This is a genomic window from Streptomyces sp. NPDC014006 (assembly GCF_043088925.1).
Classification (GTDB): Bacteria; Actinomycetota; Actinomycetes; order Streptomycetales; family Streptomycetaceae; genus Streptomyces.
Genome location: NZ_JBICAJ010000022.1, coordinates 32,768 through 45,506, shown reverse-complemented (window position 1 = coordinate 45,506; position 12,739 = coordinate 32,768). Strand labels below are relative to the sequence as shown.

The window sequence follows — 12,739 nt, the reverse complement described above, 5'->3', positions numbered from 1 at the left end:
TGGCGTCACCGTCCTTCACATCAGCTCCCCTCACACGGGTGGGACGTCGTGTGCTTGCCGGTGGCCGGGAGCATGCGATCGCCCTCCCGTCTCTTGCAGGAGCGCTCTGTTCACAGTGGCGGCGCGACCCGCTGGAACAACCGCCTCAGCAAGGCCCGGTCGATGGATGCATCAGCGGTGGTGAGCAGCGCGTTCTGCAAGTGCGCAGTCAAAGCGGCCCACGTGCGGAACGTGCCGTGCGCGCACGACCGGTCGATCCACGTCAGGTCCGGGGCCGGTACGGTGCGCCACAGCGAATGGAAGCCGGTCACCACGAATCGCCACTTCCGCTCCGGTCAGGCGTGGAACCTCCTGCCATGCGCCAATACGCGATGCCAGCTGCGGCAGCCGGGACAGCGCCCGCTCGCTGCCCGCCCCGCACAGCACCAGCGTGATCCGGGTGCCGGGGTGTTCCCACAGGCTCTGCAGATACTCCAGGCACGGCACGGGCAGGCGCTGTGCCTCATCGACCACCAGCACCCGCGCCTCACCCAAGGCCCCCGTGACCGCGGCGTCGGCCAGCGCCGACGTGTGCGGGAAGCGGCCCGCCAGCGCCAGCGCGTCGAATACCGCACGCCTCATGCCGGCCACCGACGGGCGCACCGGTACCGGCACCCACGTCACCTTCCAGCCCGGAGGCACTGCGTAGAGCGCCATCCGCACGGCGGCGGTCTTGCCCCGGCCCGGATTGACGAACAGACACACCGCGCCCCGGGTCGCCATCGCCTGCCCGACCGCCTCGGCCACCGCCCGCACCGACGACGTCCGCACCAGCTGCGCTCCCGCCGGCAACGCCACACCTGCCAGCGCACCGCTCTCCCCCACCAGCAAGCTCCCGGCCGCCTCTGGTACGAGACACGGCAGCCGGAGCGCAGCCACTTCCGCCGCGCCTTGCTCACTCGGTCCGGCCGGGGCGAGGTCAGCCAGTGCCTGCCGCGTTTGCTGTTCTTCCCGCTCCCGCCGCGCCACCGCGCGGTCCGGCCAGACCCTGCCGGCCTGAAGGTCCCGGCGCACCGCCCGATGCAACGACGCCAGGGAGGGCACCTCGCCCCCGACCGCCTTCAGGTGCCGGTGCAGCGCCGCAACGTTCCCACCCGCCTGAGCCAGTGCCTCCCATATCTGGTCGGACAACTCCAGCCGGGCCCGCGGCCTGCGCTCAACACGTCCCTCCGTACGCACCGCCTCACACCGTGCGCACATTCACCCCGCCGACCTGGGCGCCCGCACGCACATGCGCCGTGCTCAACGCCCCAGCCGCCTCGAGCTCCAGCAGCCGCGCAACCAGCACCGGTCTGGACACCCTCAACCCCGCCGTGACCTCACCCCACGCGTCCGGCTCCCCCACCCCGCCCCCTTCCGCCCGCGCAAGACCGACACCGGCCACCGTGCCGCCGCGCAGACCTCGGAAGGATCAGAAGTGCCGTTCTCAAGACAGTGGAACAGAGCGGGGTGTACCACCCCCTGACAGCCACACCGCTACAGAAACCACCCCACGACAGTGACCCCGCCCTACCTCAACACCCGACCAGCGGAAACACCCCGGCCCGACATACCGTCACTGACACCCACCCACCGACACCAAACCAGCACATCGCAGTTGGACCGGCAGACCGACGCGGTATGCGTTCCGTGGCCGGGGCGCTGCGGCGTATTGCTTGTCCTACAGTGCTCAGCCGAGTGCAGGCCTCGGAGTTGTCCAGCCCTCGTGCTGGGTCTGGTTGTCGGTGCGTTCGGCGGCCCTGACCCATCCGGCTGCCACAGCGCCGGCCGGCTGCGGGGCGTGCGGGGCCCGACCGGGGGAACGCTGCATAGCGCGCCGCGCGCATATGCCCCGTACTTCGTGGAAGTAACGCACATTTTATGTGCTTGTAGGGCTGAGGTAAGGGCATCCGTGGGCCAGGAGGTTGATAACTATGGTTCCCCTGCTTCTGGTTCTGCTGCTGGCTCTGATCCTCTTCGGCGCGGGCTTCGCCTTGAAGGCGCTGTGGTGGATCGCGGTGATCGTGCTGATCGTGTGGCTGCTGGGCTTCGTCGTCCGCTCCGCGGACGGCGCAGGCCGCAAGGGCCGCTGGTACCGCTGGTAGACAAGAAGGCGCCCGGCGCGAAAAACGCACCATGCGCAAAAGGTGATGGGGGCTCGGCCGGACATGGCCGAGCCCCCATTCACGTAAACAGCCACCCCTCCGAGCAACTAGGAGGGATCGGGCGTATCGGACGCACCGCGGGGTACGTGAGCCATGCACCGGCCCCGCAGACCCAGCAGTGGAACTCTGCTCCTCCTATCTGCGGGGCCGCTGCACACTCAACAACCAGTCGTCGAAGCGCGCGCCGTTCACGACCCCGCGCACAGCGCAGGCCACACCACCGCCACTCTCCATGACCAGCGCTCTTGCGCCGCAGGGGCGGTTCATGACCCCACAGGGGGCAGTTCATGACCCCCCAGGCCTTAACAGCCGGCCCCAACCAAGCAGTGACGCTCTGGAGCTTCCTCATGCGACTGGCCGTCGCTGTCAGCGCCTGGCTGTGGGCTCGCCTGGACGGATCGCCGACCCGTTGCAGCTACTCCCAGCACAATCGCCACCGTGGTGCGCTTGCGCTGAGCTTGTCGTTTAACCTCGGCGCGTGGGTTCGGGCGCAGCGCGCTGGTTGGGAGAAGCTGCTGCCCAGCAGTGGCTGCTGGAGAGCGTGCTCAGGATCGAGCCGCTGCCCGAGGGGAGTTGGCGCAGCCGGTACGGTAGCCAAGACGAGCGGTGGGCGGCCAACCTTGCGGCCGCCCGGCAGTTCCACGCCCGTGAGGGCCACCTACGGGTACCGCGCAAGCACGTCGAGACGGTCGACGGTGTCGAACACAAACTCGGGGCGTTCGTCGATAACGCCCGGCGGAGGGCCTCCCGGCTGGCACCGGAACGCCGCGCCGAGCTCGATGCGCTCGGCATGCGCTGGTAGGCGTGACCTCGCGGGCCTGCTTGCGTTGGGTAGGACACGCAGTTGATGACCGTTCCCCCGCGGATTCCTGCGAACCCCGAAGGGCCCGCTGCGGCGCACCGGCAGCGGGCCCTTCGTCTTGCCTTGGTCGTCACTTGGTCGCTTGGTTTCTGGGCACGTGGCTGATCCGCCAGCTCGGCCTGTCACATTGCATGCCCTGACTCCATGAACACGGACCAGGCGGCCGCCGATATCCGTTCAGCCGATGGTGAAGCGCTGGTTCTGGGCGCCTCGGTCGCAGCGGGCAGTGCGGTAGTAGCCGTTGTCCTGCTGGTAGAGGCAGCGGCCCGTGCCGACGCTTTGGAGCATGATGGCGCTGCGGGGAGCGGGCTGGACGGTGCGCCACTTCTGGTATGAGCCGCCGTTGCAGTGCAGGGGAACCGCGATCCTGGTCGCCCTGGCCTTCATGATCTTCGGCGGCCGGGCGCTCACCTGGTGCAGGCCGTGATGATGCGGTCGCTACACAACCGCAACCAGGACATCCTGGAGGGCGGTGACAACCTCGCCCAGATCCTCATCCTGTTCATGGTCTTCACCGTCTCCAACGCCTGCTTCGCGCCTGGCGCGAAGCAGCGGCGCGCACGGCTGCGGGAGCAGGAACAGCCGACGGTCCCCACCGTGCTGCACAACCTGGCCGCCTTTCTCATCGTCTTCCAGACCGCGGTGCTGTACTTCGCCGCCGGCTACTGGAAGATCACGGGGAAGATATGGCAGGACGGCGTCGCCAGGTACTACATCAGCCGGATCACCGGCTTCGAGATGTCATCGGCCTATGCGCACCTCATGAACAACGCCTTCGCGGGCACCGCCGTCTGCTACTTCACGACCTTCACCGAACTCGCGCTGCCCTTCGCCATCCTGTCCGCCCGCCCGTGGGTCCGGAAGGCCGAAACGTGGCCCTGGAGGGCCTGCACCTGGGCATCATGGCCTTCATGGGCCTCATATGCTTCGGCCTGCTGATGATCGGCGCGGACTGCACCTGCCTGCGTTGCGACGACTACCGGTCGCTTACCCGGCGCTTCCGGTCCGTCAAGGACCGGCTGCCGCAACGTCGTTGGGCGCCGCTGCCCACAGGCGGAATGACCCCCGTGGCCATGGTGGCCGGACAGGACGGTGCGGCCGATGCGTGACACGACCGGGGAATCGGCGCCGCCCCGCCAGGCGGGGCGGTGGGACCCCCGACCGGCAGGTGCCGCGGCGCAAGCCCTGTACCGCTTCCTCACCGCCGAGGCCACCGACCGGGAGCATCTCGCGCCGCGCGTGGTCGCCGTCGTGGGCCGCGCACGGCTCGACGAGATCGTGGACGTCACGCTCGCACGCATCGGAGACGTGACCGGCATACGCGACAGCCGCGACGGCCTGGTGATCGAGGGCACCACCGGCCGAGCCCTCGCCTTCGCCGTCAGCCAGGACGGCCTGCGACTCGACGAGTTCCTGATCCAGCCGGGGGCGTACCGGCCACCGCGCCTGCGCATCCCGCCGCAGGTACGCGGAGCTTTCGGATGGATCGTCCTGGCACTGTTGCTCGTCCTGCGCATCGGAGCGTGCTGGGAGGCACCCTCCCGCATCGTCTGGTGCGGGAGGGTGCTCATGGTGGTGGCCGGCTACGTGGTCCTGGAGGGCCGGTTCACCCCCGCTCGGCTCCCGTGGTGGATCCGCCGGCCCGTGGAGGCCGGGGCGCTCGTCGCTCTTGCCTCCGCGTGGCGCCTGCCCGGGCTGCCCGTCTCCGGTGGCAATGCCGCCGAACCCGTCGTGGGTCTCGTCCTGGTCTGCGTCTTCGGCGTGTTGCTCCTCCGGGCACGACGCCACCGCTGGGGCACGGCCGTCTCCCGCCCCCTCGTGTTCCCCCTGCGGGGCGGCAGTTGGTACATCGCGCAGGGCGGAGGACGCGGCCTCAACCACCATTTCGCCTTCCCCGAACAGCGGGGTGCCCTGGACATCATCCAGGTCGGCCCCGGCGGTGCACGGGCGCGCCACCGCGCCCGAGGCGACCGCGCGGGCGGAAAGAACATGAGCTATCTCGCGTACGGGCAGCCCGTGCACGCCCCCTGCGACGGTACGGTCGTCTCCGCCGCCGACCACATCGACGACCAGGAACCCGGCCTCGTCCGCTACCAGCCCCGTCACGGCAACCACGTGTGGATCGACACGGGCACCGAGATCGTCAAGCTGGTCCATCTACGCCCCGGCACCGTGACCGTGGCCAAGGGCGACACCGTGCGCGCCGGGCAGGTGCTCGGCGAGGTCGGCAACTCGGGCAACAGCACCGAGCCGCACCTGCACATCCACGCCGAACGCGACGGCGTCGGCCTCGACCTGGAGTTCGAGGGGGTCTCGGGCCCGCTGTGCCGGGGCCGGACCGTCCGCTCGTAGACCACACCACGCCCTTCATCACGGCAGGCAGCCCTCCGGCCCGCACGGACGACGTGCCCGGGCCCGGGCCGCTCGTCACGTCCCGCGGGACCTCGGCACCCCCTCATCAGAAGGTCTTCACCCGTGCCCCTCCACGCCCCCATACGCCCGCTGCGCCGTCTGCGCGGCTCGGTGGTAGCGGCTTCCTGTGCCGCCCTGCTGTGCACGGCCGGGTTCCTTCCCACCGCCCACGCCGCCGGCCGGCAGCAGCTCATGGGATCCCGGCCCGCCCACGCGACGCCGGCCACCGACGCGGGAACGCGGGCGGTGCCCCGGCGCCCCTTCGTCCTGGTCGCCCAGCAGTACCTCGCTGACCCCGGGCGTTCGGCCGGCGACATCCACCCCGTCTGGGCGTACGCGCACGTCCCGCACGGCTACGACGGCGACGCGACGGCCGCCGTCCTGGACCGGATCGAGCAGTGACCTCCCTGGCCCATCCTGTGGCAACGCGCCTACCACCACACCCACACCCACCCCCGCCACCCAGCAGCCCGCCACTGGCTCCACAACCAGCAACGCGCCTGGCTACTCCTCCACCCCGACACGCGTCACTGCCCGGAACACCCCCGACAGCCCCGACCACACACAGGCAGCGGCCACGCCCGACTGGATCGGTGAGGCCCGCTCACTGATCAGCCACGAGATCGCGCGGCACCTCGCCGCCTTCGCACGCCGGCCCATCGACGAACTCACCGAGCTGCAGATCACGCTCATCTGGGCATGGCGCCACACTCAATCCGAGGATTGCCGAACCTGGATCAACCAACACTTCGACCAGGGGTGGGACCCGCTTGCCCTCCTCGCCGTACTCCTCCCGCCCGACCGGGCTCCGTTCCCCGTCATCGACAGCGACACCCTGCATAGCCTTGACGCGCTCATCGGCCTCGACACGCTGAACAGCCGCCTCGGCCCACTCCTGGACGCCCCGGCAGCAGACCCCGCCAACCCCCAGGACGAACACCCAGCGCGCATCCTCCAAGCACTCCGGGAACACCGCGGCAACCCCCCAGTCAGCGGCGGCTGACCACCCCCTGCCTCATCCCTCCGGACAAGACGAGCAGCAAGCCGTGACCAACCGCCCGCCCTCGCACCCGAACAATGGCAGCGCCTCGCCGCCGCCCGTCAGGCCTATACCGACACCAAGCCGTCGCCGCACCTGCAGGGCGCTGACTTCGCCCCCACATCAGCTCGTATGCCTCACCACGACCAGCAACATCACCGCGAACCGTATCGTGAAGCGTACATTTCGCGCACCAAGTGCGTACCAACGACATCACAGGCGACGGCCTCTAGAACGCGGGCAGTGCCAGCGCTCGCGACCAACACGGTGCAGAGCAAACAGATCAGTGCGTCGGCAAGGCGGTCGACGGCTGCTGAATACCAGCGTGGGCCAGCTAGCTCTTCCCTTCGCCGCGTGCCGCTGGTTTCCAGCCCATCCCCAGCGCGGGGCTTTAGTCGCTCTGGGGCGCAGTCTTCGATCCTTCGCGAGTGCGGGGCCGTTCCGACTCGTCCTCTTCGCCGGCCAAGTCGGCTTCGTCCGGAGCGCCACTGCTCCACGCGACGGGCGGTGTCGGCGCCGTGATCGTCTGCGGTTCGCCGGAACCCGGGCGGACGCTCGGCTGGGATCCCGGTGTATGGGACGTCTGCGCTTCGTCATCGGAGTTCGTCATGGAGTCCGTGTTCCCGCCGTTCTCATTCGAATCCCCCTGACCAAGTTCAGCCGGTGTCCTCGTCCTGCCGAGCGTCGAACAGCGCCCCGGCCCACGCTGCTCGGAGTCGTGAACATCTGCTGTCCGTTCTCAGGTTCTGGCTCAGCTTTCGTGCAGCGGCCACGGTGAGTGACGGCTGAGCGTCTCCGGACGGTATGTGAAGTCGCCCGAAAACGGACGGTGGTCAGTGCAGCTGGGCTGACAGTCCGGGCCGTGGAAGACGTTGCACTCCAGCTGAAGGAGCTGTTGTTCCCGGCGATCGCGGACATCGCGGTGCGGTCGGTGGATATGGATATCGAGAACGTGCGCCTTGACGCGCAGTGCACCACGGTCGGCGCCGCCTGTCCGGGATGCGGAGTCTGCTCGACCCGGGTTCACAGCTCCTACCTGCGGTTTCTCGCTGATGTCCCGAGCGCCGGACGAAGCGTTGTACTCCAGCTGCGGGTCCGGCGATTCCGGTGCGGGAACACCAAGTGTCCACGTCAGACGTTCGTGGAGCAGATATCCGGCCTCACTCGCAGGCATGGTCAGCGCACCGAACGACTGCGTTCCATCCTGACCGCAGTCGGCCTCGCCCTGGCTGGTCGAGCCGGCGCCCGCTTGGCTGCCGTGCTTGGCATGTCCGTCAGCCGGAGCACGGTCTTGCGCCTGGTCGAGGCGCTGCCCGAGCCGGAGGTGCCGATCCCTCGGGTGGTCGGCGTCAACGAGTACGCCACCCGCAAAGGCCGCCGCTACGGCACTGTCCTGATGGACGTCGAGACCCGCCGTCCGATCGATCTCCTGCCTGATCGAGAAGCATCAAGCCTGGCCGCCTGGCTCGCCCAGCGGCCAGGAATCGAGGTCGTCTGCCGGGACCGCGCGCCGTTCTTCGCGGAAGGCGCCACAGCCGGGGCACCCCAGGCGACCCAGGTCGCCGACCGCTGGCACTTGTGGCACAACCTCGCTGAAGCCGCTGAGCGGGCTGTCGCCCGCCACCGCCAGTGCCTTGGCGTCCTTGTCCCCGATCCCGAGGCGAAGGCCGACGAACCCGCGCCGCCCGAGGAGAAGACGGACTCGCCATGGCGGAGCGAGCGGTTCGCCAACCGCGTCCGAGCCCGGCACGCCACGGTCCACGCGCTGCTGGAAGCCGGCCACAGCCGCCGCTCCATCGCGCGTCAGCTCCAGATGACCCACCGCACCGTCAAGAGCCTCGCCGACGCTGCGAAGCCGGAAGACCTCTTCCGCGGCCAGTGGCAGCACAACAGGACCTCCGTCCTCGACGAGTACAAGCCCTACCTGGACCAACGCTGGGACGAGGGCTGCACCAACGCCTGGAAGCTCTGGGAGGAGATCGTTCCCTTGGGCTATCGCGGCAGCTGCGGCCGGGTCAGCGCCTACCTGCGAGAGAAGCGCACCTCGCCACGGCCGGTCACCGCGCAACCGCCGGCCCCCCGCGTGGTGACGCGATGGATCCTCAGCCGACCCGAGACGCTGACCGAGATCGAACAGCTCCGGCTCAAGGCCGTCCTGGCCAACTGCCCCGAACTCGATGCCCTGACCGGTCACGTCCGGTCCTTCGCCCGCATGCTCACCGAGCGCCAGGGTGAACGACTCCCTCAGCGGCTCGACGCCGTCCGCCAGGACGACCTGCCCAGCCTCCACACTCTCGCGGCCGGCATCGACCGAGACCGCGACGCCGTCATCGCCGGCCTGACGCTGCCTTGGAACTCCGGGGTCGTCGAAGGCCACGTGAACCGGATCAAGATGCTCAAGCGCCAGATGTTCGGCCGCGCAGGCTTCGACCTTCTTCGCAAACGGGTCCTGCTCGCCCCGTAGTCGTGTTGTGAGTGCCTGATGCGAGGATCCGGGTGACCATACGCAAGGAGATCAGCATGGGTACCTGGGATACCGGTCCCTTCGACAACGACACAGCCGCGGACTTCGCCAACGCGCTCGACGAAGCCGAGCCCGAGGCACGTGAAGCCCTGATCCGAGGCGTCCTCATACGGACTATCGACGCCACCGGCTACCTCGTGGAAGCGGAAGAGGCGGTGGCCGCCGCCGCTTTGATCGCGGCGCAATGCCCGGGAGGCGAGCCCGTCGACATGTCCTACGGCCCGGAAACACCGATGCCCGTGTTCCCTTCCGACCTTCGGGTACTCGCCGACGAAGCCCTCGCCCGCATCGTCGGCGACGAGGATGGACCGGCCTCAAACTGGGTCGACCCGGAGGACTGGAAGCAGTGGCGAGCCATACTGACGCGCCTTCGCGCAGTGCTTGCCCCGCCACCCCCGTCCATTGCTGTCTTCGACGTCCAGCCGTAACGGAGCGTCACTCAGCACGGAAGCTGAGCCAGCACCCGTTCTCATGGACAAAGCCACCCCTCACGCTGACGGCACGGCGCCCTCGCCGAAGGCCGGCACCTGCCCGGGCGCCATGTCCTGGCGCAGCCGCATGAGAGGGACCGGGTGGCGCCACGCTCCCCGCTCTCGCGCCGTGTCCACGGCAATCTCGGCGACCAGGCCCGGCTCGATAAGGGTCACGTCCAGCGGCGTTCGCGAACCCCAGGGGTGGTGCAGGCCGCGGTGACCGTCTTCGCTCAGGTCGAGGGGCGCGGCCGGAACGACGTCGAGATGGACGTCAAGAAGGCCGTGCGGCACCCTGCCGGGGCGGCCGCGTAGAGAGCCGGTACTCGCTGCCCCGCGCGCAGTGGCTTCCGCCACGGCGGGCTCCGGCAAGCTGGGTCGTGGCCGGTGACGTCAGCACCACCAAGACCATCGTCAACAACGTCATCACCGGCGCGATTGCCGCACTCCTCGCCTTGGCCGCCAGCGCCGCCACCCGCGCGGCAGAGTCCGGCAAGGGCCGGGCAGGCATGAGCGCGCCGTCGCCCAGCGCAGCTGAGTGCGTTTCATCCGGTGGCGGCCCTTGGGTCCTTGCTCGCCAGTGCCGGCACGAGCGGACATCCGCACGGCACAGTCAAGGGCGCCAAGGGGAGGAGAGGGTGGCGGAGTGCCTCCGGCACGGCAGCCCGAATGTCCCTGAGCCTCATGCGAAATGCCATGCCGAACGGCCCCGAGTGGGCCGTTCGGCATGTGATGGCGGGGATCCTGCGCAGGTGGCGGTGACACGAGCAGGACGGTCCCTTGCGGTGCGGTGCGGGCGCGGTCAGGCGGCATCGGGCCGCCCCCGGCTGGTCTGCGAACGTTGACGGGTGCCCGGTCCACGCCCGCCGACCCTTCACCGCGCCGCCGGACATCACAGAGTGGCTCGCGCTCAGGTGGCGATGGTGGCCAGTCCGGCGATGCCGAGGAGGTAGATGACGACGGCGGCGATGCTGTCGACGCCCATGCGGGCGTACTGGCGGGTTGGCCGGAAGATCCGTTCCTGACCATCGATCCTGTGAGTCGTCAAGGCGAGATGACGGATGCGGTAGCCCTCATGACCGTGGCCGGCCGCGGAGCTGCTGACGGGGCAGGCCGGTTTCTGCGAGAACCCGGGCCTGGGGGCTGCCTGTTCGTCCACAATGAGGACGTGGTTCGGTTCGGAAGGGGTGTGCACGGGGCGCTGTTCTCGTTCGACACCTCGCCGGTACGGCCACGCGCCAGCAAGACACGGGCTGTACTGATCGATCGAGACGGGGGCGGTCATGCAGGACCTGGGCACTAGCGACCTGCGCCAGGTCGGCCCCTACACGCTGCGGGCACGGCTGGGGCAGGGCGGGATGGGACGGGTCTTCCTCGGCCGGTCACCGTCGGGCCGGGCGGTGGCGGTCAAGGTGGTCCACGAGCACCTGGCGCGGCAGGCGGACTTCCGGCAACGGTTGGCCCGGGAAGTGACCTCGATCCGGGCGGTGAGCGGCGCGTTCACAGCGCCCTTGGTGGGTGCCGGGCCGGAGGACGATCTGCCGTGGCTGGCGACCGTGTACGTACCGGGACCCAGTCTTGCCGAGGCGGTGGCCGAGGCCGGACCGTTTCCGCTGGAGTCGCTGTGGCCGCTGGCCGCCGGTCTCGCCGAGGGCCTGCACGACATCCACTCCGTCCGGGTGGTGCACCGCGATCTGAAACCGGCCAACGTGCTGCTGGCCGCCGACGGCCCACGAGTGATCGACTTCGGTATCGCCCGCGCTCTCGATCATGCACCCCTGACCCCGGACAGCGTGGTCATCGGCACACCCGGATTCATGTCGCCCGAACAGATCAACGGTGGCGAACAAGGTCCCGCCGGCGATGTGTTCGCCCTCGGAGCCGTGCTGGTGTTCGCCGCCACAGGGCAGGGCCCCTTCGGCGAGGGGCCGCCCCTGACGCTGCTGCACCGCATCATCCACGACGAGCCCCGCCTGCGCGACGTCCCGGCGCCGATGCGCGACCTGGTGGCCTCATGCCTGGCCAAGTGCCCGTCCAACCGGCCCACCCCCACTCAGATCTTGCAGGCCGTGAGGGCGGTCTGGAGCCCGCCAGAGCAGTGGGCGGCCACCACTCCCTGGCCGGCCCGGGTGACGCTTCGGCTGCCCCCTGACCGCTTTGCCGACTCCAGCCCCCGCACGGCTGGTCCGGCGGCCATCCGTCAGGAGCTGACCCGTCTCTACACACACGCGCAGGAGACCGCTGCCGCTACAGGACCGTTAGCCGCCGCCCGCCTGATGGGACAACTCGCCGCCGACCAGGCCCGGGTACTCGGCCCCGACCACCCCGACACCCTGCGCAGCCGTCACGAACAGGCCGACTATCTCGATGACGCCGGCCATCATGAGCGGGCAGCCGAGCTGATGGAGCAGGTGGCCGCCGACCGCGTCCGCGTACTCGGCCCCGACCACGCCGACACTCTCCGCAGCCGCTTCCTGCACGCATACATCCTCGCCAACACAGGCGATCACAAGCAGGCAGCCCAGCTGATGCAGCGGATAGCCGCCGACCAGGCGCGCCTACTCGGCCCCGAGCACCCCAACAGCCTCCGCAGCCGCCACCAGCACGCTCTCCACCTCGGCAGAGCCGGACATCACAAGCAAGCAGCCCAGCTCTCCTCCCAAGTAGCCGCCGACCGCGCCCGCGCACTCGGCCCCGACCACACCGACACCCTCCAAAGCCGCCACAACCACGCCCTGTACCTCGGCAAGGCCGGACACCACGAGCAAGCAGCCGAGCTGATGGAGCAGGTGGCCGCCGACCGCACCCGCGTACTCGGCCCAGACCACCCCGACACCCTCCGCAGCCGCCACGTGCACGCCGACTTTCTGGACGACGCGGGCGACCACGAGCAAGCAGCCGTGCTGATGGAGCAGGTGGCCGCCGACCGCACCCGCGTACTCGGCCCAGACCACCCCGACACCCTCCGCAGCCGCCACCTGCACGCCTACTATCTGGACGAGACGGGCGACCACGAGCAAGCAGCCGTGCTAACAGAGCAGGTGGCCACCGACCGCACCCGCGTACTCGGCCCCGACCACACCGACACCCTCGACAGCCGCCACAACCACGCCCTGTACCTCAGCAAGGCCGGACACCACGAGCAAGCAGCCGTAGTAAGCGCGCAGGTGGCCGCCGACCAGGCGCGCATGCTGGGCCCCGACCACCCCGACACCCTGCAAAGCCGCCACAACCACGCCCTGTACCTCG

The 12,739-nt window shown here is 69.6% G+C and carries 14 protein-coding genes and 1 pseudogene; 11 read left to right on the top strand and 4 right to left on the bottom strand.

Annotated elements, in window-relative coordinates; genetic code table 11:
• Positions 1-171 precede the first annotated feature (171 nt).
• Entirely contained in the window at positions 172-1,170 is a 999-nt protein-coding gene (locus ACF1GV_RS39970) for an AAA family ATPase (RefSeq protein WP_391691639.1), read from the bottom strand.
• A gap of 782 nt (positions 1,171-1,952) precedes the next feature.
• Between ACF1GV_RS39970 and ACF1GV_RS39965 the strand changes: the two genes are divergently transcribed.
• The 7 genes from ACF1GV_RS39965 to ACF1GV_RS39935 all read left to right on the top strand — a co-directional run bounded on the left by ACF1GV_RS39965 (position 1,953) and on the right by ACF1GV_RS39935 (position 5,859).
• On the top strand, positions 1,953-2,123 hold the full coding sequence (locus tag ACF1GV_RS39965; RefSeq protein WP_121790737.1) for a hydrophobic protein: 171 nt from the start codon (positions 1,953-1,955) through the stop codon (positions 2,121-2,123).
• Between the two features lie 538 nt (positions 2,124-2,661).
• Positions 2,662-2,985: a helicase associated domain-containing protein gene (locus ACF1GV_RS39960; protein WP_391691636.1), complete on the top strand. Its 324-nt coding sequence runs from the start codon at positions 2,662-2,664 to the stop codon at positions 2,983-2,985.
• A 346-nt stretch (positions 2,986-3,331) separates the two neighbouring features.
• Positions 3,332-3,472, top strand: coding sequence for a hypothetical protein (locus ACF1GV_RS39955; protein WP_391691633.1), 141 nt, complete (start codon positions 3,332-3,334; stop codon positions 3,470-3,472).
• The gene (locus ACF1GV_RS39950) at positions 3,472-3,984 is read left to right on the top strand and encodes a hypothetical protein (protein WP_391691630.1); all 513 of its coding nucleotides are present in this window, start codon (positions 3,472-3,474) and stop codon (positions 3,982-3,984) included. The genes ACF1GV_RS39955 and ACF1GV_RS39950 overlap by 1 nt, the downstream gene beginning before the upstream one ends.
• Positions 3,957-4,154, top strand: a complete 198-nt coding sequence (locus ACF1GV_RS39945) for a hypothetical protein (RefSeq protein ID WP_391691628.1) — start codon at positions 3,957-3,959, stop codon at positions 4,152-4,154. Before ACF1GV_RS39950 ends, ACF1GV_RS39945 begins: the two co-directional genes overlap by 28 nt.
• A complete protein-coding gene (locus ACF1GV_RS39940) occupies positions 4,147-5,397 on the top strand; it encodes a M23 family metallopeptidase (protein ID WP_391691625.1) in 1,251 nt (416 codons plus the stop codon). Before ACF1GV_RS39945 ends, ACF1GV_RS39940 begins: the two co-directional genes overlap by 8 nt.
• Positions 5,398-5,520: 123 nt before the next feature.
• On the top strand, positions 5,521-5,859 hold the full coding sequence (locus tag ACF1GV_RS39935; protein WP_391691622.1) for a hypothetical protein: 339 nt from the start codon (positions 5,521-5,523) through the stop codon (positions 5,857-5,859).
• Positions 5,860-6,061: 202 nt separating this feature from the next.
• Here ACF1GV_RS39935 and ACF1GV_RS39930 read toward each other — a convergent pair whose 3' ends face one another.
• Positions 6,062-6,397 carry a hypothetical protein gene (locus ACF1GV_RS39930; protein WP_391691620.1) on the bottom strand — a complete coding sequence of 112 codons (336 nt, stop codon included), beginning with the start codon at positions 6,395-6,397 and terminating at the stop codon, positions 6,062-6,064.
• A gap of 961 nt (positions 6,398-7,358) precedes the next feature.
• Here ACF1GV_RS39930 and ACF1GV_RS39925 point away from each other — a divergent pair.
• The gene (locus tag ACF1GV_RS39925) at positions 7,359-8,960 is read left to right on the top strand and encodes an ISL3 family transposase (RefSeq protein WP_391691617.1); all 1,602 of its coding nucleotides are present in this window, start codon (positions 7,359-7,361) and stop codon (positions 8,958-8,960) included.
• Positions 8,961-9,016: 56 nt separating this feature from the next.
• Positions 9,017-9,448, top strand: a complete 432-nt coding sequence (locus ACF1GV_RS39920; RefSeq protein ID WP_391691615.1) for a DUF4259 domain-containing protein — start codon at positions 9,017-9,019, stop codon at positions 9,446-9,448.
• A 60-nt stretch (positions 9,449-9,508) separates the two neighbouring features.
• On the opposite strand, the gene ACF1GV_RS39915 is transcribed toward ACF1GV_RS39920, so the two are convergent.
• The gene (locus tag ACF1GV_RS39915) at positions 9,509-9,667 is read right to left on the bottom strand and encodes a hypothetical protein (protein ID WP_391691612.1); all 159 of its coding nucleotides are present in this window, start codon (positions 9,665-9,667) and stop codon (positions 9,509-9,511) included.
• Positions 9,668-9,858: 191 nt separating this feature from the next.
• On the opposite strand from ACF1GV_RS39915, the pseudogene ACF1GV_RS39910 reads away from it, so the two are divergent.
• A pseudogene (locus tag ACF1GV_RS39910) lies at positions 9,859-10,002 on the top strand (SPW repeat protein); the annotation flags it as partial.
• A gap of 398 nt (positions 10,003-10,400) precedes the next feature.
• Here the strand turns inward: ACF1GV_RS39910 and ACF1GV_RS39905 are convergent.
• The gene (locus tag ACF1GV_RS39905; protein ID WP_391691609.1) at positions 10,401-10,538 is read right to left on the bottom strand and encodes a hypothetical protein; all 138 of its coding nucleotides are present in this window, start codon (positions 10,536-10,538) and stop codon (positions 10,401-10,403) included.
• A 235-nt stretch (positions 10,539-10,773) separates the two neighbouring features.
• Between ACF1GV_RS39905 and ACF1GV_RS39900 the strand changes: the two genes are divergently transcribed.
• The coding region (locus ACF1GV_RS39900) for a tetratricopeptide repeat protein (protein WP_391691606.1) at positions 10,774-12,739 on the top strand (1,966 nt) is incomplete at its 3' end.

Excerpts from the sequence above, each read along its gene's own strand:
- ACF1GV_RS39920 (WP_391691615.1), top strand. The coding sequence starts at position 9,017 with ATGGGTACCTGGGATACCGGTCCCTTCGACAACGACACAGCCGCGGAC.
- ACF1GV_RS39945 (WP_391691628.1), top strand. The coding sequence starts at position 3,957 with ATGGGCCTCATATGCTTCGGCCTGCTGATGATCGGCGCGGACTGCACC.
- ACF1GV_RS39965 (WP_121790737.1), top strand. The coding sequence starts at position 1,953 with ATGGTTCCCCTGCTTCTGGTTCTGCTGCTGGCTCTGATCCTCTTCGGC.
- ACF1GV_RS39940 (WP_391691625.1), top strand. The coding sequence starts at position 4,147 with ATGCGTGACACGACCGGGGAATCGGCGCCGCCCCGCCAGGCGGGGCGG.
- ACF1GV_RS39955 (WP_391691633.1), top strand. The coding sequence starts at position 3,332 with ATGATGGCGCTGCGGGGAGCGGGCTGGACGGTGCGCCACTTCTGGTAT.
- ACF1GV_RS39950 (WP_391691630.1), top strand. The coding sequence starts at position 3,472 with ATGATGCGGTCGCTACACAACCGCAACCAGGACATCCTGGAGGGCGGT.